At 33.3% G+C, this 21,906-nt stretch carries 14 protein-coding genes; 8 read left to right on the forward strand and 6 right to left on the reverse strand.

Annotated elements, in window-relative coordinates; genetic code table 11:
* Window positions 1-85 precede the first annotated feature (85 nt).
* The 3 genes from NH26_RS02950 to NH26_RS02960 all read right to left on the reverse strand — a co-directional run bounded on the left by NH26_RS02950 (window position 86) and on the right by NH26_RS02960 (window position 5,457).
* Window positions 86-2,602: a PIG-L family deacetylase gene (locus NH26_RS02950; RefSeq protein ID WP_044228866.1), complete on the reverse strand. Its 2,517-nt coding sequence runs from the start codon at window positions 2,600-2,602 to the stop codon at window positions 86-88.
* A 111-nt stretch (window positions 2,603-2,713) separates the two neighbouring features.
* A complete protein-coding gene (locus tag NH26_RS02955) occupies window positions 2,714-3,622 on the reverse strand; it encodes a DUF2911 domain-containing protein (RefSeq protein ID WP_071397063.1) in 909 nt (302 codons plus the stop codon).
* A gap of 296 nt (window positions 3,623-3,918) precedes the next feature.
* Window positions 3,919-5,457: an AbgT family transporter gene (locus tag NH26_RS02960; RefSeq protein WP_044228869.1), complete on the reverse strand. Its 1,539-nt coding sequence runs from the start codon at window positions 5,455-5,457 to the stop codon at window positions 3,919-3,921.
* A 266-nt stretch (window positions 5,458-5,723) separates the two neighbouring features.
* Between NH26_RS02960 and NH26_RS02965 the strand changes: the two genes are divergently transcribed.
* On the forward strand, window positions 5,724-7,958 hold the full coding sequence (locus tag NH26_RS02965; protein WP_044228871.1) for an APC family permease: 2,235 nt from the start codon (window positions 5,724-5,726) through the stop codon (window positions 7,956-7,958).
* Window positions 7,959-8,199: 241 nt separating this feature from the next.
* Window positions 8,200-9,366, forward strand: coding sequence for a homogentisate 1,2-dioxygenase (locus NH26_RS02970; protein WP_044228874.1), 1,167 nt, complete (start codon window positions 8,200-8,202; stop codon window positions 9,364-9,366).
* Window positions 9,367-9,403: 37 nt separating this feature from the next.
* On the opposite strand, the gene NH26_RS02975 is transcribed toward NH26_RS02970, so the two are convergent.
* The 3 genes from NH26_RS02975 to NH26_RS02985 all read right to left on the reverse strand — a co-directional run bounded on the left by NH26_RS02975 (window position 9,404) and on the right by NH26_RS02985 (window position 11,852).
* Complete coding sequence (locus NH26_RS02975) at window positions 9,404-10,306, reverse strand: NUMOD4 motif-containing HNH endonuclease (protein ID WP_052432297.1); 903 nt, start codon at window positions 10,304-10,306, stop codon at window positions 9,404-9,406.
* Window positions 10,307-10,391: 85 nt separating this feature from the next.
* A complete protein-coding gene (locus NH26_RS02980; protein ID WP_044228877.1) occupies window positions 10,392-10,913 on the reverse strand; it encodes a DUF4924 family protein in 522 nt (173 codons plus the stop codon).
* A gap of 105 nt (window positions 10,914-11,018) precedes the next feature.
* Complete coding sequence (locus tag NH26_RS02985; protein WP_044228880.1) at window positions 11,019-11,852, reverse strand: XRE family transcriptional regulator; 834 nt, start codon at window positions 11,850-11,852, stop codon at window positions 11,019-11,021.
* 432 nt (window positions 11,853-12,284) lie between these two features.
* Here NH26_RS02985 and sppA point away from each other — a divergent pair, with 432 nt between their 5' ends.
* The 6 genes from sppA to NH26_RS03015 all read left to right on the forward strand — a co-directional run bounded on the left by sppA (window position 12,285) and on the right by NH26_RS03015 (window position 21,856).
* Window positions 12,285-14,087 (forward strand): signal peptide peptidase SppA, encoded by a 1,803-nt coding sequence (gene sppA / locus NH26_RS02990; RefSeq protein ID WP_044228883.1) that lies wholly within the window; start codon window positions 12,285-12,287, stop codon window positions 14,085-14,087.
* 279 nt (window positions 14,088-14,366) lie between these two features.
* Window positions 14,367-15,269: a hypothetical protein gene (locus tag NH26_RS02995; protein WP_044228886.1), complete on the forward strand. Its 903-nt coding sequence runs from the start codon at window positions 14,367-14,369 to the stop codon at window positions 15,267-15,269.
* Window positions 15,270-15,478: 209 nt separating this feature from the next.
* Window positions 15,479-19,159 (forward strand): phosphoribosylformylglycinamidine synthase, encoded by a 3,681-nt coding sequence (purL, locus tag NH26_RS03000; protein WP_044228889.1) that lies wholly within the window; start codon window positions 15,479-15,481, stop codon window positions 19,157-19,159.
* Window positions 19,160-19,226: 67 nt separating this feature from the next.
* Complete coding sequence (locus tag NH26_RS03005; protein WP_044228892.1) at window positions 19,227-19,829, forward strand: YdeI/OmpD-associated family protein; 603 nt, start codon at window positions 19,227-19,229, stop codon at window positions 19,827-19,829.
* A gap of 87 nt (window positions 19,830-19,916) precedes the next feature.
* Window positions 19,917-20,924, forward strand: a complete 1,008-nt coding sequence (locus NH26_RS03010) for a pirin family protein (protein ID WP_044228896.1) — start codon at window positions 19,917-19,919, stop codon at window positions 20,922-20,924.
* Window positions 20,925-20,989: 65 nt separating this feature from the next.
* The gene (locus NH26_RS03015) at window positions 20,990-21,856 is read left to right on the forward strand and encodes a hypothetical protein (protein WP_044228901.1); all 867 of its coding nucleotides are present in this window, start codon (window positions 20,990-20,992) and stop codon (window positions 21,854-21,856) included.
* Window positions 21,857-21,906 lie beyond the last annotated feature (50 nt).

The following is a 21,906-nucleotide window of genomic DNA, read 5'->3' on the forward strand; positions in this document are numbered from 1 at the left end:
ATTAAGCCAATTAATTCAGCAATGACTACAATGTACAATTGCTTCCAACTTTTACCAACAGGAGGTTTTTTTTCATCTTCCATAATTATTTTCCTTTTTTCGGATGAGGTTTATAGTTTAACATATTAGCAAAGATTCTATAGGCTCCAGAAACACCTGCTGGTAATTCTCTAAACCAAGAAATTCCACTGTAAATAAATGCCCCCTGACCATAATCAGCGACAAGTAAAGCACCATCAACAGGATCTTCATTTGGATCTTGCATTCTCAGAATTGGTGTGTATTCTTCTCCCCATTCATTAGGGAAATACAAACCTCTTTCTTGTACCCATCCATCAAAATCATTTTGATTAATTTTGTTAGGATACACCATCAAAGGATGTTTTTTAGCCAGAATTTCAACTTTACTTTCTTCAACAGTGATTCTATCTCTTGAAAGCTTTAATTCTTTATATGGACCAATTTGTTTTGTTTTTAATCGATGAGAAGTATTGTATTGTACAATAACACTTCCACCATCATATACATAATCCATTAGAATAGGCTGTAGATATCTCATGTTTTCTAAAACATTATACGCCCTAATTCCAATCACCACCGCATCGTAGTTTTTCAGGTGATCTTTAGTGATATGATCATGATCTAAAATATTTACCTGATAACCTGCAGTAATAAGAGCTTGAGGTACTACATCGCCAGCACCCATTACATAAGCAACAGATTGCACATTACCTCTATCAATATTTAATCTGATTAATTTGATATTTGCATCAACAAAATAATATTGTCTGCTAATGTGTTCGTAATCAATAATATTTAACCCTTTGTCTATTTTCTGCTCTTTATCAGTCGTTAGGTAAATATTGAAAATTTCATCACCTTCTTTTTTGGAAGGAGTGACTATAAATTCGATTTCAGTTTTATCACCTCTTTTTTCTAAGTCAACTTCTAAAGATGCCTTTGTTTCAATTTTCCATCCTTTAGGAAGATTATAATTGACCTTTCCTTTTACTTGATCTGTTTTGGCAGTAAAACTGACTTTCACTTTTTTAGTAGCTTGATCTCCAAAGATTAATGTATTCTGATCAATATCAATAGTAGCAGGAGGGACGATTCCTAATGGAATATAAACTTCACCTAAAGCAGGGTTTATTTTTTTCTGCCAAATATTTAATGTTTGTTTGATCTTGATTCCTCCAATCAATAGTTCAGCTTCAACAGGAATAGCATAATTATTTTCTGGTTGACCGATCATTTTTTGATTATCCACCCTGTACATACCTTTTGATGCTTTTTGAGCTAACCAATAAGGTTGTGATACAGGATAATCAGAAGGAATAGACACCTTGATATTGGTTTTGATATTTTTATTGTAAGTTAAATCAGTAGATAAAGCTTCCTCTTTTAACTGTCCAACTTTGACATGAGTTAATTTGATGTCTTGTTTTGATCTATTGATAGTTCTTAATTCTATTTTAAGACTATCGCCTTGTGCTACTTGAGCGTCTGTAACTAATGCTTCAAAGAAAATACCGCTACACTGTAAAATTAGTTGATCAATTTTTTTAGATTTCTTGATGACCCAATAATCGTTTTGATCGAGTAGTTGTAGTTCTTTTTTGATTTTTATTAATTGATTGATAGAAGCGGAAGGATTAGAAGGAGTAAAGTTGTCTTGTAATTCCTTGATTAGGCTTTCAACTTTAGATGCATTGTCCACTCTTTTCCAAGAGGTATCCACACCTTCCATTGGTGAGGTACTCATTTGTGCACCATCAAGTAGTTCGAAATATTCTTTATTTTCACCTCTTTGTAAAGCAGCTCCAAAACCCTGACATCTGTGTTTTGAACGAGCAGCCATGGCAATTTCTCCTACATTTTTACCTAATACAGGGATGTAATCACCTGTTTCTAAGCTTACAAATTGAGAGGCATCAAAAGATTCTCCTTTACCTCGGAAAAACCATGAGTTGGTGTTCCACATAATTCTTTTGGGTTGCCAAGGAGATACATATTTTAATTGCTCCGGGTATTTAGTAGAATCGCCTGCAATTTTATACGCTTCTAATGCGATAATTGCAGAAGTAGTATGATGTCCATGAGTTCTTCCACCACGATTAGGTGAAAAACGAGTGATAATAATATCAGGTCTAAATCGACGGATATTCCAAACAGCATCTGCTAGTACTTGATCTTTATCCCAAACCGAAAGAGTTTCTTGAGGGTTTTTAGAATAGCCAAAATCGTTAGCTCGGCTAAACATTTGTTGTCCGCCATCCACTTTACGGGCTTCAATTAATTCTTGAGAGCGTAAAATGCCTAATTCTTCTCTAATTTCAGTACCAATCAAATTTTGTCCTCCATCACCTCTAGTTAAAGAAGTATAAGCAGTTTCATAGCCTTTTGCTCTTGCGAAGAAGGCAATTACTCTTTGGTTTTCATCATCAGGATGTGCCGCAAAATACATTACAGCACCTAATGTGTTTAAATGATTTATTTCCTGAAGAATATTAGATACGTTTTCTTGCTGGGATGTCTTAGGTGTTTGGCCAAAACATATAGCATTTAAAAGAATAAGGAATAAAGTGGCGGTTAATCTCATTATTGAGGTTAGTAAGTGGTAGGTTTGAATGAAAAATGAGGTTGTCTCATAAATTAATCATATTATAATTAACATGATTTGTAAGACAACCTCATAAGATATGTTTAAAGATTAAATCTCGTCTTTATGAGATTTTTTCCATTTCTTAGAAGCATTAGGTAACCAAGCTTCTATGTCTTTGTTTAATTGACCTTTAAAGTAGTTGTAAGCACCATCAGGTTTTGCCTCACCAAAATTACGGGCAGCAAAAGCAGCTGTTAAAGCATCATCATACTTTTCTTGTTTTGCAAGAATTTGAGCTTTTACCCAGTTATTCCAGAAATAATTAGGACGTACGCTGATTGAGTTTTCAATTAATTCTAATGCTTTTTCAGGATTAGATGAAGCATAGAAGTTAGCTGAGTTTTGGTAAGTTCTCCAAATGTTTTTAGTACTTGCAGCAATATTTTCTTCAGCTAATTTATCTGTAGGAACACCAACAGTGAAGCTTACCATTGTCTTGTCCCACCATAAAGTAACTTTTGCTTCATCTTGCTTTACAGCTTCGATCAAGTAAGTTAATCTCTCTTTAAATGGAGCAGCTTCAGGCTTTGTTTTGAAAGAAGCAACATCGTCTGCTTCAATACCTGCAATATCTTGTTTTCCTTCTTTATTATAAGCGAAAATACTTTTATTTGCACCGTTGAAGTGGAAAGTCCACTCAGCATTTTCTTCTAAAGATAAGAAGATATTGTAAGTGCCTGCTTTTACTTCTTTACCACTAATTTTAACATCAGTAGAGAAAGTGATAGCAGTTGGTCCGTTAGCACCTGCTCTCCAAGTAGTTCCAAATTTTTCTAATTCTCCAAATACTTTTCTTCCTTTTACTGCAGGAGCAGAGTAGTTAACTGAGATTTCAGAAACGCCTACAGTTTGTTTTACTTCAGCAGCAGGAGATGGAACTGGAAGTTGTTGTGCAAAGGCACTCGTTACACCTAGTAATAGTGTAATGATTAGTGAAAGAGTTGATCTTTTCAACATAGTGTATTAATGTTTTATGAAATTAAATGAAAGTTTAAAAAGTGTCGAAAGATTGAAAATTGAATTCAGAAATTCAAGTTTATTATCTTAAATATTGTTTAAACAATTATTGTGAGGAATGTTGTTGGAGAGGTGAATTTTTAGAATTGCTATAAAAGAACAAAAAGGTCCCGTAAAACGAAACCTTTTTGCAACCCAAAAACTAACTATTTCTCATAGCAATCTTGAATGATTGCTGAGACAAATGTAATAAAATATTTATAAATAATATTGCAATATTAATATATTAACATGCTTTAAGGAATGTACTTTAGGGGTGAATTTGGACCTATTGGGAAATCAAAGATTAACCATATTGCCATTAAAACGACCCAAACAATAAGAAAAGCAATAGAATATGGTAACATGGTAGCGATAACAGTACCTATACCAGCTTTCTTATCATAACGTTGGATGAATGCAACAATTAACGCAAAATAAGACATCATAGGTGAAATAATGTTAGTAACACTATCTCCAATTCTATAAGCAACTTGTGTTAATTCAGGAGAAATCCCTAATAACATAAACATTGGGATAAAAACAGGAGCCATTAATGTCCATTTTGCTGAAGCACTACCCATTACAAGATTAATAAGTGCAGCTAATAAAATAAAGCAGATAAGCAATGGAATTTCATGTAATCCTAAAGCCTCTAAAAACTCAGCACCTTTAATAGCCGATATTAAACCGATATTTGTCCATTTAAAATAGGCTACAAATTGAGCAGCAAAGAAAACAAGAACAATATATGAACTCATTGTTTTCATAGACTCACCCATGCCTTTCATGATATCAGCATCAGATTTAAATGTACCCGAACCTTTTCCGTAAGCAATACCACAAACAGCTGCAATAATAAAAATCCATGAAACAATACCTTTCATTAACGCAGAACTGAAAATATTAGTAGGGTCGGATGATTTTCTTAGAAATCCAGATTCAGGAATAATACCCACCATGATGATGGTAAATAAGATCAGAGCGGCAATTCCAGCATATATTAATCCTTTTCTTTCTTCTTTGGTAAGATCATGCATTTTTTCTGCAACTTCATCTCCTTTATATTCTCCTAATCTTGGGATGACAATTTTTTCTGTGACAAAGGTGCCTGCAATACCAATAAAGAAGGTAGACACAAACATGAAATAATAATTACAAGCAGCATTGATTTGATAACCGCCATCAATAATTTGAGCAGCTTCTTGGGAGATTCCTTGTAAAAGTGGGTCGATTGTTCCCAAAAGTAAATTTGCAGAATAACCACCAGAGACACCTGCAAAAGCAGCCGCTAAACCTGCGATAGGATGCTTACCAAAAGCTAGAAATATCACAGCTGATAAAGGAACTAGTAATACATAACCAACCTCACTAGCTGTATTTGATAAAACACCGGCAAAAACCACGACAAAAGTGATGATCTTTTTAGGCGATTTTAATACTAGAATTCTAATAAGTGTACCAATTAATCCAGAACCTTCAGCAATACCAATACCTAGCATTGCAACTAAAACTACACCTAATGGTGCGAAATCAGTGAAGTTTTTCACCAATTTGGTAAGGATTAAATACATGCCATCTTGTGAAAGTAGGTTCACGACAGTAATCATTTCGTCTTTGCCGGGGTGTTTAACACTTAGACCGATAAGAGAAAATATCCATGATAAAATAATAACAGCAAAAGCAAAACCTGCAAATAGTGTCGCAGGGTGAGGTAATGCGTTACCTACTTTTTCGATAAAGCTTAAAAATTTATCAATAGGGTTTTTTTTAACAGAATTATTTGATTCGTTCATTTAGATAAGATGTAATAAATTCATTATGATGGAGTATCTCCCAAAAAATTGGTGCAATTTAATTAATGCTATTGCTACTAACAACCAATTAATTACCGATTAATATTTATTGTATCAATTTACATTTAGGTCGTCTTAGATAATTATTAAATTATAATAATGGTTTTATAGAATTATTATCATTTGATAAATTAAGTACGTCAAAATATTTTTTTTCCATATCTATTCTTAATTTGACCATTGATTAACGAACTATATACCTATTTATGGGATTAAATTTAGATAAAAGTAATCAGCAGGGCTTTGGAACGGCTCCTGTATTTTTTACATCAATTAGTACCATACTTGGTGCGATCTTATTCTTAAGATTTGGTTACGCTGTAGCTAACCTTGGCTTACTCTCTACACTTTCAATGGTTTTGGTTGGGCATTTGGTAACAATACCAACTGCAATGGCAATTTCTGAAATTGCTACTAATCAAAAAGTACAAGGAGGGGGTGTCTATTATATTATTTCAAGGTCATTTGGAATAACAATTGGAGGTTCAATAGGTATTTCATTGTATCTATCTCAAGCTATAAGTACTGCTTTTTATATCATTGCTTTTGCAGAAGCATTTCGTCCTTTGTTTCCACTGCTAGAACAATATGGTATCGTCAATCTAAATTTAAGATGGATTACAATACCAATGTCTATTGGATTAATAAGCTTAGTGATGTACAAAGGTGCCGAACTTGGTATGAAAACTTTGTATATAGTAGTGGCTATTTTATTCATTTCATTAGTATCCTTTTTTATAGGTAAAACAGATTTTTCTGAATCACTTGAGGTGATCAACTGGAGTGGGCATATAGCAGATGGCGATAATTTCTTTAAAGTATTAGCAATATGTTTCCCTGCATTTACGGGTATTGCGGCCGGGGTAGGTTTATCAGGTGATTTAAAATCACCAGAGAAATCTATACCGATAGGTACTATGTTGGCAGGGATATTTGGAATGGTTATTTATTTATTAGTAGCCTACAAATTATCCATCTCAGCATCTTTAGAGGACTTAGCAGGAGATCCATTGATAATGACGGATATATCATTTTGGGGACCACTAATTCCGATAGGATTAGCAGCAGCGGCATTATCGTCTGCAATTGGATCAATTCTAGTGGCACCGAGAACATTACAAGCCATAGCTGAAGATAAAGTACTACCCAATGGTGCTGTAAATAATTGGTTGTCAAAAATTAAAAAAGGATCAAATGAACCAATTAATTCTTCTTTAATCACCTCTGTGATTACTTTGATATTTGTTTTAATTGGAGATATTGATGTGGTAGCTCAAATTATTACCATGTTTTTTATGGTGACTTATGGTGCGATCTGTTTAATTAGTTTCTTAGAACATTTTGCTTCTGATCCAGCTTATAGACCTGTATTTAAATCAAGACCAATTATATCTTTAGTAGGTGCTTTAATGTGTGGGTATTTAATGTTTAAGATATCGGCAACTTATACATTTATCGCATTAATATTCATGGCGTTATTGTATCAAATGGTGCGTCAGTTTACACCAAATAAAGAGGGATTAAAAGCAATTTTCCAAGGTGTACTATTTCAGTTAAGTAGGCAATTCCAAATTTTTCTACAAAAAACAGAGAAAAATGATGTGGAAGATCACTGGAGACCGGCAGTTGTTTGTGTAAGTAGAAATACATTCAAACGTTTTTCAGCTTTTAATTTAGTAAGATGGATTGCACACAAATATGGTTTCGCTACTTACATTCACTTAATAGATGGGTACTTATCAAAAGAAACGAATAAGAATGCAGAAAAAGATTTAATGCGTTTGATTAAGATTTCTGAAGCAAGCAAAAGTAAAGTCTATTTAGACACGATGATTAGTCCATCGATGACATCAGTAATTGCACAGGTGATACAATTACCTTCTGTTGCAGGTAAAGAAAATAACATGCTGATGTTTGAATTTGCCAAAAAGGATCCAGATAATGGGTTAAAACAACTGATAGATAATTTTAAATTAATGTCTGTTACTGGTAATGATATATGTGTTTTAGGTTCTGATGAAAGAAACTTTGGAGTCAAAACGGAAATACATATTTGGCTAACTCCTAAGGATTTAGAAAATGCCAATCTGATGATCTTGCTAGGCTTCATTATTATCGGTCACCCAGAGTGGAAAAAAGCGAAAATTACTTTATTGGCTTGTTTCCCAGAACCGGAGTTAGAAGATAGACGAAATCAAATTCTAGATTTAATCAAGACAGGTAGATTACCTATCTCAAAAAATAATGTTCGATTGCTTACTCGAGCGGATAATACAGATATGAAAACAATGATCAATCAAGAATCTCGTGATGCAGATTTAACGATTATCGGAATCCGTTTAGAAGCAGCTAAGAAAATTAACGAACAAGTTTTTTACGGTTACGATGATATCGGAGATGTATTATTTATTCATACAGCTAAGAGAAAAGATATTTCTTAACGATACGATTTTAGACTGATAAAAAAGGAATTCACATACGTGTTATGTGAATTCCTTTTTTTATGATTTTGGCTTTCGAAATTATAGTCAATAGCTACTATTCATGCATTTTTTTGGATTGAACTCACTGAAAATAATTAAGAATTTATCTGATTTATTTTGGGCTTAGTACTTAATTAAAAAATAATCAATATATTGATTGTAATAACACCATTTTTTAAACACACATATAAACACAATCATGACTTACTATTATCGATTAGGGAATATTCCCCCTAAGCGTCATACACAATTCCGTGATCCTAAAGGAGAACTCTTTCATGAAGAATTGGTGAGTTCATTGGGGTTTTCTGGTATTTATTCTAACATCTATCATAAGAATTCACCAACAAAAGTAAAACGTATTGGAGAGTCACAACCTTATGGTTTTAAGAAACTTGAGAAATACGGTCTAAAAATGACTCATTTGATGACATCAAAATTCCAAAGTAAAGGGAGTGATTTTCTTTCGGCAAGAGTACCACTAATGTTTAATTCTACATGTTGTATATCATTATGTTACCCTAAGAGTTTTAGCATGCCTTATTCTTTTAAAAATGCTGATGGCGATGAAATGATATATGTTTATGAAGGAGTAGGGGTTTTACACTCTCAGTTCGGTGCATTAAATTTTAAAAAAGGAGATTATATCGTCATCCCAAGAACAACCATCTATCAGATTGAAATGGAGAATGAACAACCTCCTAAATTTTTAATTGTTGAGTCTAAATCACCTATAGAAACGGTTGGTCGATATAGAAATGAACTTGGTCAATTATTGGAACACTCTCCTTATTGTGAAAGAGATCTACATCCTCCAACATCATTAAATGATTACAGTAATCATAAAGGAGATGTAGAAGTGAAAATAAAGAAAGAGAATGAATTGCATAGTTATTTCTATGGGCATCATCCTTTTGATGTAGAAGGATGGGATGGTTTTCTTTATCCTTATACTTTTTCAATTTATGATTTTGAACCAATTACAGGTCGTATTCATCAACCTCCTCCTGTGCATCAAACGTTTCAAGCAAGAGGTGCTTTTGTAGTCTGTTCTTTTGTCCCTAGGTTATTTGATTACCATCCTTTGAGCATACCTGCACCTTACAATCATTCTAATATAGATTCGGATGAGTTATTGTTTTATACAGAAGGGGAGTTTATGAGTAGAAAGGGTATTGAACAAGGTGCTTTTACATTGCATCCCGGAGGTATTCCTCACGGACCACATCCTGGTACTGTTGAAAAAAGTATTGGTAAAAAAGAGACAAAAGAATATGCCGTTATGATAGATACGTTTGCTCCTTTGTACCTAACAGAAAACTGTTTGCCCTACATTGATGAGAATTATCCATATACTTGGCAATAATAAAAAAAGGTGGCTATTTATTAGCCACCTTAATTGTTTAATATTCTTCTTCCTTTTTGGAGTACTGAGTAATTGCAGATAAGTCGTTTTCGTTAATGTAGTTATACAATCTTGTATAACCGATATTCAATAAACGACTGATTTTAGCAATACTTTTTCCTTCGTCAAGGTATTTTTTAATTAGATCTTTTTTACGCTGAGCAATCTCTTTTCTGTGTGATTGTCCCATTTTTCGAATACGATCTAACTGTAATGGTCTTTGTTCTAATAAACGTGTTGATTTATCAGCCTGTGTTTCCCAAAATAAATTAACCTTATTAAGGTTTTTATAGTCCCAATCCCTGTAAGCCAATTTATGTGCATTCGAGGGTTTAAGTTTTCCAATATCTCTAAGGATGATTTCAGCAATAGCTAAAGATTTCCATTTGCCATCTTCGTTAACACGAATGAATAGGCAAGAACCATTATCCGAAATGCGATGATATTTCTCTTTGTACATGAAATAATCATGACCATCTTGAGGCTTATTCCCAGTTTTCTTTGAAGCTTTACAGCTTTTGACAAATTTTTCGGAATAGTCAGGTATATATTTCCTTTTAGTGGCAAACCTTGTTTTTAAAGTACACCACTCTAGGTTGTTAACATTGTTATTCGATTTGTCTCCATCCTTATGGATAACAATTTCGTCTTCTACCTTAGGCTTGTCGAGAAATAATTCGGCAACTAATCTATGGACATAGTAAGATTTCTTTTTGCCATTCACCTTACAGTCAATAGACAAATAGCCACCTCCAATATCACGTCCTTTGATAATTTCACCTTTTTGAGAACGAGCATATGATTTTACTTTCCCATTATTACTGATTTCATATTTTTTATCAGTAAACGGAAGTTCCAACCAAGTTTCTTCTTTATTTGTTTCGGGCGAAGTCTTACTCATAATTAATTTTGATAAGTGGTTAGTAAAAAATGAAGTGTGTTCACGTTGTTGAAAGAGTAAAAGTTTATTTCTTAGTTTTTAGTTTTTAACTTTTTTCTTTGTATTTGTATGCTAGATATGATAACACATCACCAAATGTGTCTAGGATTTGTTTAGTATTATCATCTATTTTTTTTCCTCTAGTTCTTAGTAATAATAACCCAAATATTCCATTTATACAAATTTGTATTGGATTTGTAATTAAACCATCTGCAAATTTTAGGTTCTCATCAATATGGGGAAGTGCCTTATTGTAAACCTTTTGGTAATCTTGGTCTTCTTCTAATAGTTGCTGATGAATTTTGGTAATATTATCAACTTCATCTTGTGCCCATGAACAATGTCCTTCTTTTGTAACGTCTTCTTTCTGCATTAACTCAAGTAATTCTTTGTGCCATTGAATGACATCTTTTCGTTCTTGATCAGAAAGTTTTGTAATATGATTGACAACATATTCGCTGATGTTATCAAAGTTAAAATCAAATGCTCTTAATAATTCTTCTGATTGATATATGTAAATGATATATTCACATATATTCTGTTCTTTCTTTTGCTGAGCGATTAACATTTTAGTCGTATAAATAAAAAAATCGTACAAATCTATTTTTACAAATATAAAAAAGGGAAAAGAAGTTACATCATCTTATCCCTTTTAATCATAAAATATTTTGTATTATTTCTTTCTTTTAAGGCTTAATACTTCTTGGTCTAATCTCCAGATTGCCTCTTGCATATCATTAATGCCTAAGCTTTGTTCCTCCTCTGGGAAGTCTCTTTGTATATGAGCGACTAATTTCCACATTTCACTGATTTCATTCACCTCAACTTCATAAGGAGAATATCTCAGGTTAGTAGATTTTAGAATGTAGGTATTATTAGCGTCAATATTATCGTATACCTTTTTAAGAACGAAACCTTCGGATCTAGTAGTGACAATACATACTTGTCCGTCTTTAATGGCGTTCCAATCTTCAATAAATTCACCAATAATAATTGCACCTTCTTCTAATGGAGGCATAGAATCTCCACTAATTTCAAATGCTCTATATGTTTTGCCTTTTGGTAAGAAAGGAAGACTATATCTATCTAATTTACTAATAAAGTTTCTATCAGAATAACCTGTAGCATATCCGGCTCTTGCTTTTTCCGGCACCATTTGAATATTTTCCTCCCCTTGTTGGTCGGTAGATATTGTAAGGATACGTAGGTTGTCTCCTGATATATGATCTTTTGTATTTTCTTTTTTCTCTAGTTCTAAAGGATCCAATTTGGTTAAATCTTCCTTTAAAATTTGATCAATAGTTACATTAAAGAAATCACAAATTTTTTCTAATCTAGTGTAATTGGGTTCTGCTCTTCCATCTTCATAGGAAGATATTGCACTTCTTGAAACTTGGTCTTCTCCTGTACTTAGTCTTTCTCCTAAGTCAGTTTGACTCAATTTACCATCTTTCTTTTGTCTTAGGTGTCTCAAGTTGGCACCAAATAATGAGGTGTTTTTCGACATTTGGTATTATTTTAACCTATGAATACTTAAATTTTTATCAATTTATGATTTTGAACATTTAATGTCAAATAATTTAGCTAAAAAAGAAGATTTAGTGTGTTTGTTAACAAATTGTATATGATTTTAGCACTATTTGGGGTGGGAAAGCTGTCTGAAAGTAGATTTTACTATTAAAGTATTGACATTTTCTTATACGTTTCTTTTGTCTTACAAATTGAATTATCGATTTATTCTTGTATTACTTATGAAATGTTACATCAATGTAGTAATTTGAAGTTACAAAACATTCATTGTTATTGATAACATAATTGTGAACTCAAAAGACTATAAAGTAAGCTTCTCAATTTCAATAAACCCGATTTGTTTTATTAATTGTTCTATTAACTAATTAAAAGGCAGTTGTATTGCCAAATATAAACTTCATTTACATATATGAAAGGTTTTTTCAAGACAACATTAGCAGTAATTGTTGGTTTTTTTATTTCATCAGCCATCATTTTTGCTTTTTCAATGGTGTTTTTCATTGGATTAATTGCAGCATCAAGTTCAAGTGAGCCTACCAATGTCGACCCTCAAACAGTTTTGGTTCTAGATATATCAAAATCAATTAAAGAAATAGGAGAGGTAGATCCTTTTGAAAAACTGAATTCTAGTTATTTCCCATCAAATGCAGCTATTGGGTTGCACGATTTATTGGATATAATAGACAAAGCATCAAAGGATGATAATATCGTTGGTATTTATTTAAAAGGAGGTACTTTCGGAGGTTCAATGCCTATGGCTATTGAAGTGAGAGAAGCACTTGAAGAATTTAAGGCAAAAGAAAAATTTGTTTATGCTTACGCTGATGGTATTTCTGAAGCTGGTTATTATGTGATTTCAGAATCAGATAAAATATATTTAAATCCTCATGGAGCATTAGAATTTAACGGACTCTCTTCTGAGATGATGTACTACAAAAAGTTCTTTGAGAAAATTGGAGTAGAGCCAGAGGTATTTAGAGTAGGTAAATACAAGTCAGCGGTAGAACCTTTCATTACTGATAAAATGAGTGATGCCAATCGTGAGCAAATCACTTCTTACTTAAATAATTTATACAATCATTACTTAGAAGGAGTTGCAGCTTCAAGAAGCTTAGACTTAGAAGAGATTCGTGATATTTCTAATAATATGAGAATTAGAAATGCAAAAGATGCTTTGAAATATCGTTTTGTTGATGAATTAGTATATGTTGATCAAGTAAAACAATACATTGCTGATGAATTATCTTTAGAAACCCCTTCTGATTTATCTACAATTTCTTATACGACATATAAAGGTGCTTTAGATCCAAGGTCTCGTCAAAAAGGAAGTGGTAAAATTGCTATTCTTTCTGCTGAAGGAGAAATTATTTATGGACCTAAGCAAAACGGTCAAAGCGCTATTAGTAATAAAGACCTTATTTCTGATATTAACGATCTAGCTGAAGACGATGATATTAGTGCAGTAGTTTTAAGAGTTAACTCTCCAGGTGGTAGCGCTTTATCTTCTGATTTAATCTGGAGAGCTATTCAGAAACTAAAAGAGAAAAAACCTGTTGTAGCTTCGATGTCTACTTATGCAGCTTCTGGAGGATATTACATCTCAGTTGCTTGTGATAAAATTGTAGCTTATCCAAATACAATTACAGGATCAATAGGAATATTTGGTCTTGCTTTTAATCCTTCAGAACTTATTAATAAAAAGATGGGATTAAAAACGTATGCTGTTTCTACGGGTAAATTCTCTAATTTCCAATCTGTATTAGACGACTTTAATGATGCAGATAGAGCTATTATTCAACAAAGTGTGGAAGAAGGATATGAAACTTTTACAACAAAAGTAGCACAAGGGAGAAACATGAAAGTAGAAGAAATTCTTAAAATTGCTCAGGGTAGAGTTTGGACAGGAGAACAAGCAAAAGAAGTAAATCTAGTTGATGAACTAGGAGGAATTGATAAAGCTATTGAAATGGCTGCTTCTTTAGCAGATTTAGAAGAAGGAGATTATAAAGTGAAATACTTACCGGGTGAAAAAGACTTTTTCCAAGACTTGTTATCGGAGTTAGATAACTCTGCTAAGGTGAGTATCAAGAATTACCTTTATGGAGATTATTCTTCTTACTTGGATAAAACTTTATTTTGGATGAAAAATAAAAAAGGAGTTCAAGCAAGTTTACCTTTCTATCAAGAAATTGAAGGTTTTGAAAGACCTTAATTATATTATATATCAAGAGATTTTTTTTGATTGAACTATTAATAATACAAAAAGCTTCTACTTAATTGTGGAAGCTTTTTATATTTTTCAGATATAAGTATTGATTTTTTTTCTAATTCTAAACTATCATTCTTTTATTTCAGTTATTAAAATAGCTGTTGCATTATTGTAACTTTCAAAGAATTCATTTGATTCATATGACATCTTTTGCACTGAAAGTTTCAATACATTTTTACAATGTTTATCTTAAGTATAATAAGAATACCCAACTACTACAGTATGAAAACGTTGCCCACCAAAGATCATTTGTCTAGGTTTATCGAAAGACTCTACGAAATAAAAGAAAGTAATTCGAACAAAGTTACTCAAGCAGATTTAAAGTCTATGGCTCTTGAAATGGGCTTGACTGATTTGGATTGGGTGAGAATGCAAGATTTATTTTCTTCTCATTTAGCTAGAGCTATCGGATACCATAAATATAAAAATTGGGACGATTCTATATACGAATTGGATCAAGCACTTACCATCAATCCATTTGACAGTAAATGCTTTTTTCTGACGGCTTCATGCTATGCTAATAAATATTACGAAGAAGAAAGGAAAACAGATAGGGAACAAGCCATTCATTTCGCAAATAAAGTTTTAGAAATAAATCCATTAGACGAAAAGTCATTACAACTACTAAGTTCTTTAAAGAAAGAGGCAAGGCAACGAAAAATTATTGAAAGAGAATCAATTAAAACACTATTAGTAGCATGTTCTTTTGGGGCAGTAATATTTACTTCATTAGCCTATCTGACGCTATTCGATATGGTACCTACAGTATCGGTTCCTTATTCAGCTGAAGTCACTCAGAATTTCAGTAAAATAAATCCAGATGTACAATATTTTAGTGAGGATAACCAAGAAGGGCACTTTTTTCACCTTACTAGTAAAGTAGTTAAAGTCTTTGAGAAAAAATCAGCATTAGAACTTCAGGGTAAGATCATGTTTAATAATAATGATAACTCTATTATTAATTTTAATTGGAAAGATAATGATGACAATGTAGTCCATAAGAAAAGCTATTCATCTAATCATTTACATAATATCAAAGATCTCAACGGAAAATTTAAAATAACCGAAATAATTGACTCCGAAATCGCTAGAGATATTTCAACCATAGAGGTAGTGATGGATTAAGTGATTCATTATTAATTATTTGCATGTATTAAGAACTTGATAGGAATGAGTGTCTTGAGGTAAAAATCAAGGACTTATTCTTTTTTTTTATAACAGATAAATCACATTAACTTATTTTTTAAGGATGTTTTTGAATTAAATATGAAGAAATAATAAAATTAACCTTACTTTTGGGGGCATATTCAAGCAGTTGAAATCATATACGCACAATGGTACTCTTTTTTCGAGGCAATACAGACAATGTATTCGCAGTACACGCCGGTAAGGCATTAACTCAAGATAATCTTGAAAAACTATCTTGGTTATTCGGAAATGCTCAAATTCTTGAGCAAAATTCACTAGAAGGATGGTTTATTGGTCCACGTAAAGAAATGTTGACTCCTTGGAGTACTAACGCTGTGGAAATCACTCAAAACATGGGTATTGAAGGTTTGATCCGTATTGAAGAATTTCTTCAAGTTGAATCGGAAAAAGCCGCTGAATTCGACCCAATGTTGCAAGCACTTTATGAAGGATTGGATGGTTCGATCTACACAATTGATGTGTCGCCAGAACCTATTCAATTAATTGATGATATAGCTGCTTATAACGCTGAGGAAGGTTTAGCATTAAGTGAAGAGGAAGTAACTTACTTAAAAGAAGTAAGTGAAAAACTTGACAGAAAACTAACTGATTCAGAAGTGTATGGATTTGCTCAGGTAAATTCAGAACACTGTCGCCATAAAATCTTTAATGGTATTTTTGAAATTGATGGAGAAGAAAAACCAACTTCTTTATTCAAGTTAATCAAAAAGACTTCTCAAGAAGCACCTGATAATATAGTGTCGGCTTATTCTGATAATGTAGCTTTTATCCAAGGACCTAAAGCAGAGCAATTTGCTCCAAAAACTCAGGATAAACCAGATTACTTCGAAACTTCAGATTACGAATCTGTAATTTCATTAAAAGCAGAAACACATAATTTCCCAACAACTGTAGAGCCATTTAATGGTGCTGCAACAGGTTCTGGTGGTGAAATTCGTGACCGTGTAGCCGGTGGTACAGGTTCTATGCCTTTAGCTGGTACAGCAGTATATATGACTTCTTACTCTCGTCTTGATAAAGATAGAAAGTGGGAGGATGGAATGAAAGAACGTCCTTGGTTGTATCAAACACCAATGGAAATCTTAATTAAAGCTTCTAATGGAGCATCTGATTTTGGTAACAAATTCGGTATGCCTCTAATCGCAGGATCAGTATTAACTTTCGAGCACGAAGAATCTGACAAGAAACATGGTTTCGATAAGGTGATTATGCTTGCTGGTGGTGTTGGTTACGCTAAGAAAAGAGACGCTTTAAAAAATAAACCTGCAAAGGGAGATAAAGTGGTTGTCATGGGTGGTGATAACTATAGAATTGGAATGGGCGGTGGCGCTGTTTCTTCAGTGGCTACTGGCGAGTTCTCTAATTCTATTGAGTTAAACGCTATTCAACGTTCTAACCCTGAAATGCAGAAGCGTGTGTACAATGCTGTACGTGCAATGGCAGAATCAGAGGAGAACCCAATTGTTTCAATTCACGATCACGGTGCAGGTGGACACTTGAACTGTTTATCTGAACTTGTTGAAGAAACAGGTGGTAGAATTGATTTGGATAAATTACCAGTAGGTGATCCAACTTTATCAGCAAAAGAAATTTGTGGTAACGAGTCTCAAGAAAGAATGGGATTAGTTATCAATGAAAAACATATTGATACTTTACAGAAAGTTGCAGAGCGTGAACGTTCTCCATTCTACGTTGTAGGTGAGACAACAGGCGATATGCAATTTACTTTTAAAGATTCAAAAACAGGAGAGGCACCAATCGATATGCCATTGGACTTAATGTTTGGTAGTGCTCCTAAAACCATCTTAAAAGATACGACTATTGACCCTAACTTCTCTCAAGTAGAAGCTGATGCAGTTAAGGTACATGAGTATTTAAATGATGTTCTTCAGTTAGAAGCTGTAGCATCTAAAGATTGGTTAACAAACAAAGTAGACCGTTCTGTAACAGGGCGTGTTGCTAAACAACAAACAGCTGGTGAATTACAGTTACCATTGAACAACGTTTCAGTGATGGCTTGTGATTACAGAGGTAAGGCAGGTATTGCTACTTCAATTGGACACGCTCCAGTTGCTGCTTTAATTGATCCTGCTGCAGGTTCAAGAAATGCTATCTCTGAAGCATTAACAAACTTGGTTTGGGCACCATTAGAAGGTGGTTTAAAATCAGTTTCACTTTCTGCTAACTGGATGTGGCCTTGTAAAAATGAAGGTGAAGACGCTCGTTTATATAGAGCAGTTGAAGCTTGTTCAGACTTTGCTATTCAATTAGGAGTGAATATCCCAACAGGTAAAGATTCACTTTCTATGACGCAAAAATACGGCGATGAGAAAGTATATTCTCCAGGTACAGTAATTATTTCTTCTGTAGGTGAGGTATCTGATTTAAAGCAAGTAGTTGAGCCAGTAGCAAAAGTTGGTAAGAAATTAATTTATGTTGATTTGGCTAAAGATGGATATGCATTAGGCGGTTCTTCATTAGCACAAATTTTAAATAAAGTAGGTAAAAGAGTTTCATCTGTTCAAGATGCGAACTATTTCGCCAAAGGTTTTGAAGCAATTCAAACTTTGATCAAGCAAGGAAGAATTGTTTCTGGTCATGACGTTTCTGCAGGTGGTTTAATTACTGCTTTATTAGAAATGACATTTGCTTCAAAAGGTGTAGCTTATAACGTAGATATCTCTGAGCTTTCTCAAGAAGGTTTAGTAAATATCTTGTTCTCTGAAACTCCATCGGTTATCTTCCAAGTAGAAGACGAAAGAGCTTATTCTAAATTAGATGAAGCTGGAGTAAATTATAAAGTAATCGGTACGGCAGTAGAAGGCGATGCAACTACAGTGAAGTTCCAAGAAACTACTTTAGAATTTAATACAGAAGAACTTCGTGATGTATGGATGAAAACATCTTATTTATTAGACAGACAACAGGCAGGTGCTGAATGTGCTACTGAACGTTATGAGTCTTATAAGATCACACCATTACATTACACTTACCCTGAAAACTTTACAGGTCAACTTTCTGCTTATGGAATTGATGCTGACCGTAAAGAAAGATCAGGTGTTAAAGCAGCAATCATCCGTGAAAAAGGGGTGAATGGTGATAGAGAAATGGCTTACTCTATGCACTTAGCTGGATTTGACGTGAAGGACGTTCATATGACTGACCTTATTGCTGGTAGAGAAGATCTTTCTGATGTTAACTTTATTGTTTTCGTAGGTGGATTCTCTAACTCAGACGTTTTAGGTTCTGCTAAAGGATGGGCAGGTGCTTTCCTTTACAACGAAAAAGCGAAACAAGCATTGGACAACTTCTACGCAAGAGAAGATACATTGTCATTAGGTGTTTGTAATGGTTGTCAGTTAATGATTGAATTAGGTCTTGTAACAAAAGGACATGACCAAAATCCGAAGATGTTACATAATAACTCTCACAAATTCGAGTCTGGTTTTGTAAACATGCAAATCCCAGAAAATAACTCGGTAATGTTGAAGTCATTATCAAATACTCGTTTAGGCGTTTGGGTAGCTCACGGTGAAGGTAAATTCGATCTTCCTTATGCTGAAGAAAAGTATAATATTGTAGGTAAATATGGATATGAAACATATCCTGCTAATCCTAACGGTTCTGCATACAATACAGCAGCTTTAGCTTCAGAAGATGGTAGACACTTAGTAATGATGCCTCACTTGGAAAGAGCAATCTTCCCTTGGAACTGGCCACATTACCCAGAAAGAAACGACGAAGTTTCTCCATGGATCGAAGCATTTGTAAATGCTAAGAATTGGGTTGCCGAGAAAACGAAATAATCAATAAAATTGATATATTTAGCCTCCACATTAGTTTGTGGAGGCTTTTTTTATTTTAGAAAACACTATGAAAGGATTTAAAACAGTTGATGCCTATATCAACGGGTCAGATCAGTGGGGGAATGCCTTAGACTTTCTTCGACAATTATTACGGAATACTGAGTTAGAAGAAGGTGTAAAATGGGGAGCTCCAATTTATATGATTAACGGAAAGAATGTAATTGGAATGGCTGCTTTCAAAAATTATGTAGGACTTTGGTTTCATCATGGGGCACTTTTAAAGGATACAGATAAAGTCTTATTCAATGCACAAGAAGGAAAAACGAAAGGACTAAGACAGTGGCGTTTTCATGATTTTGAAGAATTACAATCTGCTAAGGAATTAATTATGAGTTATGTAGATGAAGCAATTAAAAATCAAAAAGAAGGGAGAGAAGTGGTGATGAGTAGAAAAATAACTTCATTTTCACTTCCAGAGGTACTTGAATTGACTTTAAAAGAAGATCCTTTATTAGATGAGGCTTTCAATTCATTTACTCCAGGTAAACGAAAAGAGTTTGCTGAATATATTACATCAGCTAAAAGAGATACCACAAAAATATCAAGAATTGAAAAGATTAAGCCTATGATATTAAACGGTGTTGGATTAAATGATAAGTATAAAAAGTAAATAACTTTTCATTGATTAATTTTTCTAATACAATATTTGTTTAAACAAATAAAATACATAAATTTGTTTAAACAATTATGACAAATCATGAAAAAGATACATCAAATAGTGACAATAGGAGCACAATGGCCCACATTAGATCCATTTTTATTTACGGCACATCACAAAGAAATTTATCCGAAAGGGAATGAAGATATGAGTATTTCAGCTTCATTAGAAGGTCGAAATATTGGAAGCGATTTTTCTAGTAAAGATGGTTGGAGCATGTATCATGGTAGAAAAATACCCGGTTTTCCTTATCATCCTCATAGAGGATTTGAAACGATTACAGTAGTAGAAGAAGGTTTTGCGGATCATTCTGATTCTCTTGGTGCTTATGGTCGTTTTGGCAATGGCGATGTTCAATGGATGACGGCAGGGAAAGGAGTACAACATTCAGAAATGTTTCCTTTGCTTTCAACAGACAATGATAATCCATTAGAGTTATTTCAGATTTGGTTAAATCTACCTGCAAAAAGTAAAATGGTAGATCCTGATTACCGTATGTTATGGTCTGAGGATATTCCGTTGATTAAAGAAAATAACGATCAGGTGAGTATTAAAGTAATTGCAGGTAATTACAAAGAAACAATAGGTGTCGGCACTACAAAAGATTCTTGGGCGAGTAACTCAGAGCATAATGTAGCAGTCTGGAAAATACATTTAAAAGCAAATACTACTTATCAATTACCTGCAACAGAAGAAGGAACAAATAGAACAGTGTATTTTTATAGAGGAGATGAGGTACAAGTCGAAGATCAATTGATCAATGAAAATTCATGTATTCATGTCAACGAAACAGAAGAGATTACGCTAAGAACAAATTCTTCGGAAGCTTACTTCTTAATCTTACAAGGGAAACCGATCAATGAGGCTGTGGCACAACATGGTCCTTTTGTGATGAATACCAAGGAAGAACTTCAAGAAGCATTTAATGATTATCAAAGAACAGAATTTGGAGGTTGGCCTTGGGAAGCGAAAGAAAAGGTACATGATAAATCAAAAGGACGATTTGCAGTCTATCCAAATGGGAAAATTGAAGAAAAATTGAAATAGTTGAAGATTTTATTGTCTAATAATAAGAGTTAATTGTTATTTTTGTATGAACGATTTTTTTTAATATGAAAATATACAAACTACTGTTGTCCTTTTTCTTCTTCCTCTTTTCTTTTTCTTGTAGTCTAGAAAATGATGGGTTAGACGATGAATCTTCTATACCGAATCAAGAGGTGAAACAATTATTGAATTATAATAATATTCAAAATAATGATGAAAGGGCATTAAATCAATTATTAATTTCTGATGAGTTTGGAGAGACTTTGAAAAATCAAAGAACTACTATTCAAACTAAAGAAGGCTTTGAGTTGGTGAAGGATGGATTAACCTACACGTATACATTCACTGATTATACAGACGAATGGAATAATAATTATGATGGTGAATTAGTCACCCTTTATAATACAGAAGCGAGTAAGGTGAATAGAATTGTAAAATATAATGATCTTACCATCAATGGAAATACCTATAATGGTGAAAAAATTATTGAAGGCAATCAGAAACAATATTTTAGTGAAGACCTCACACAATTTACGATTGAAAGAAGTGAAACGGTCAACTTAATTTTTGGGACAATTGATTTTAAAGACAACAATAAAATCACAAATAGAGAAGGACGTTGGGGTACTGAAACCTTCATTCAATATAATGTAGCCTCTCAGTCTTTTAACTGGACGGTAGAAAGAGCTGGAGTAACTGCAGGCGTATTAAATGATAATAGATCATACAATACGCAAATCATAACACCTTTGCTGCTGACTAGTGAGTGTGAGTATTCTTATAATGGTATTCCATTAAGTGGTTCAATAGATTATTCGTTTAATGTTGCAGACGAAGATTTATTAGCCAATATAGATTTTGGAACCGAATGTTCTCGTGAGGTGACGGTGAAGTTTTCGTCGTCTGAGGAAAGCTACAACGTGAATTTTTAAAGAGGTGAGTGAAGTTGACTAAAGCTTAGGTCAGTTATTGAGCAACAGGT

The sequence above is a fragment of the Flammeovirga pacifica genome, assembly GCF_000807855.2.
Classification (GTDB): Bacteria; Bacteroidota; Bacteroidia; order Cytophagales; family Flammeovirgaceae; genus Flammeovirga; species Flammeovirga pacifica.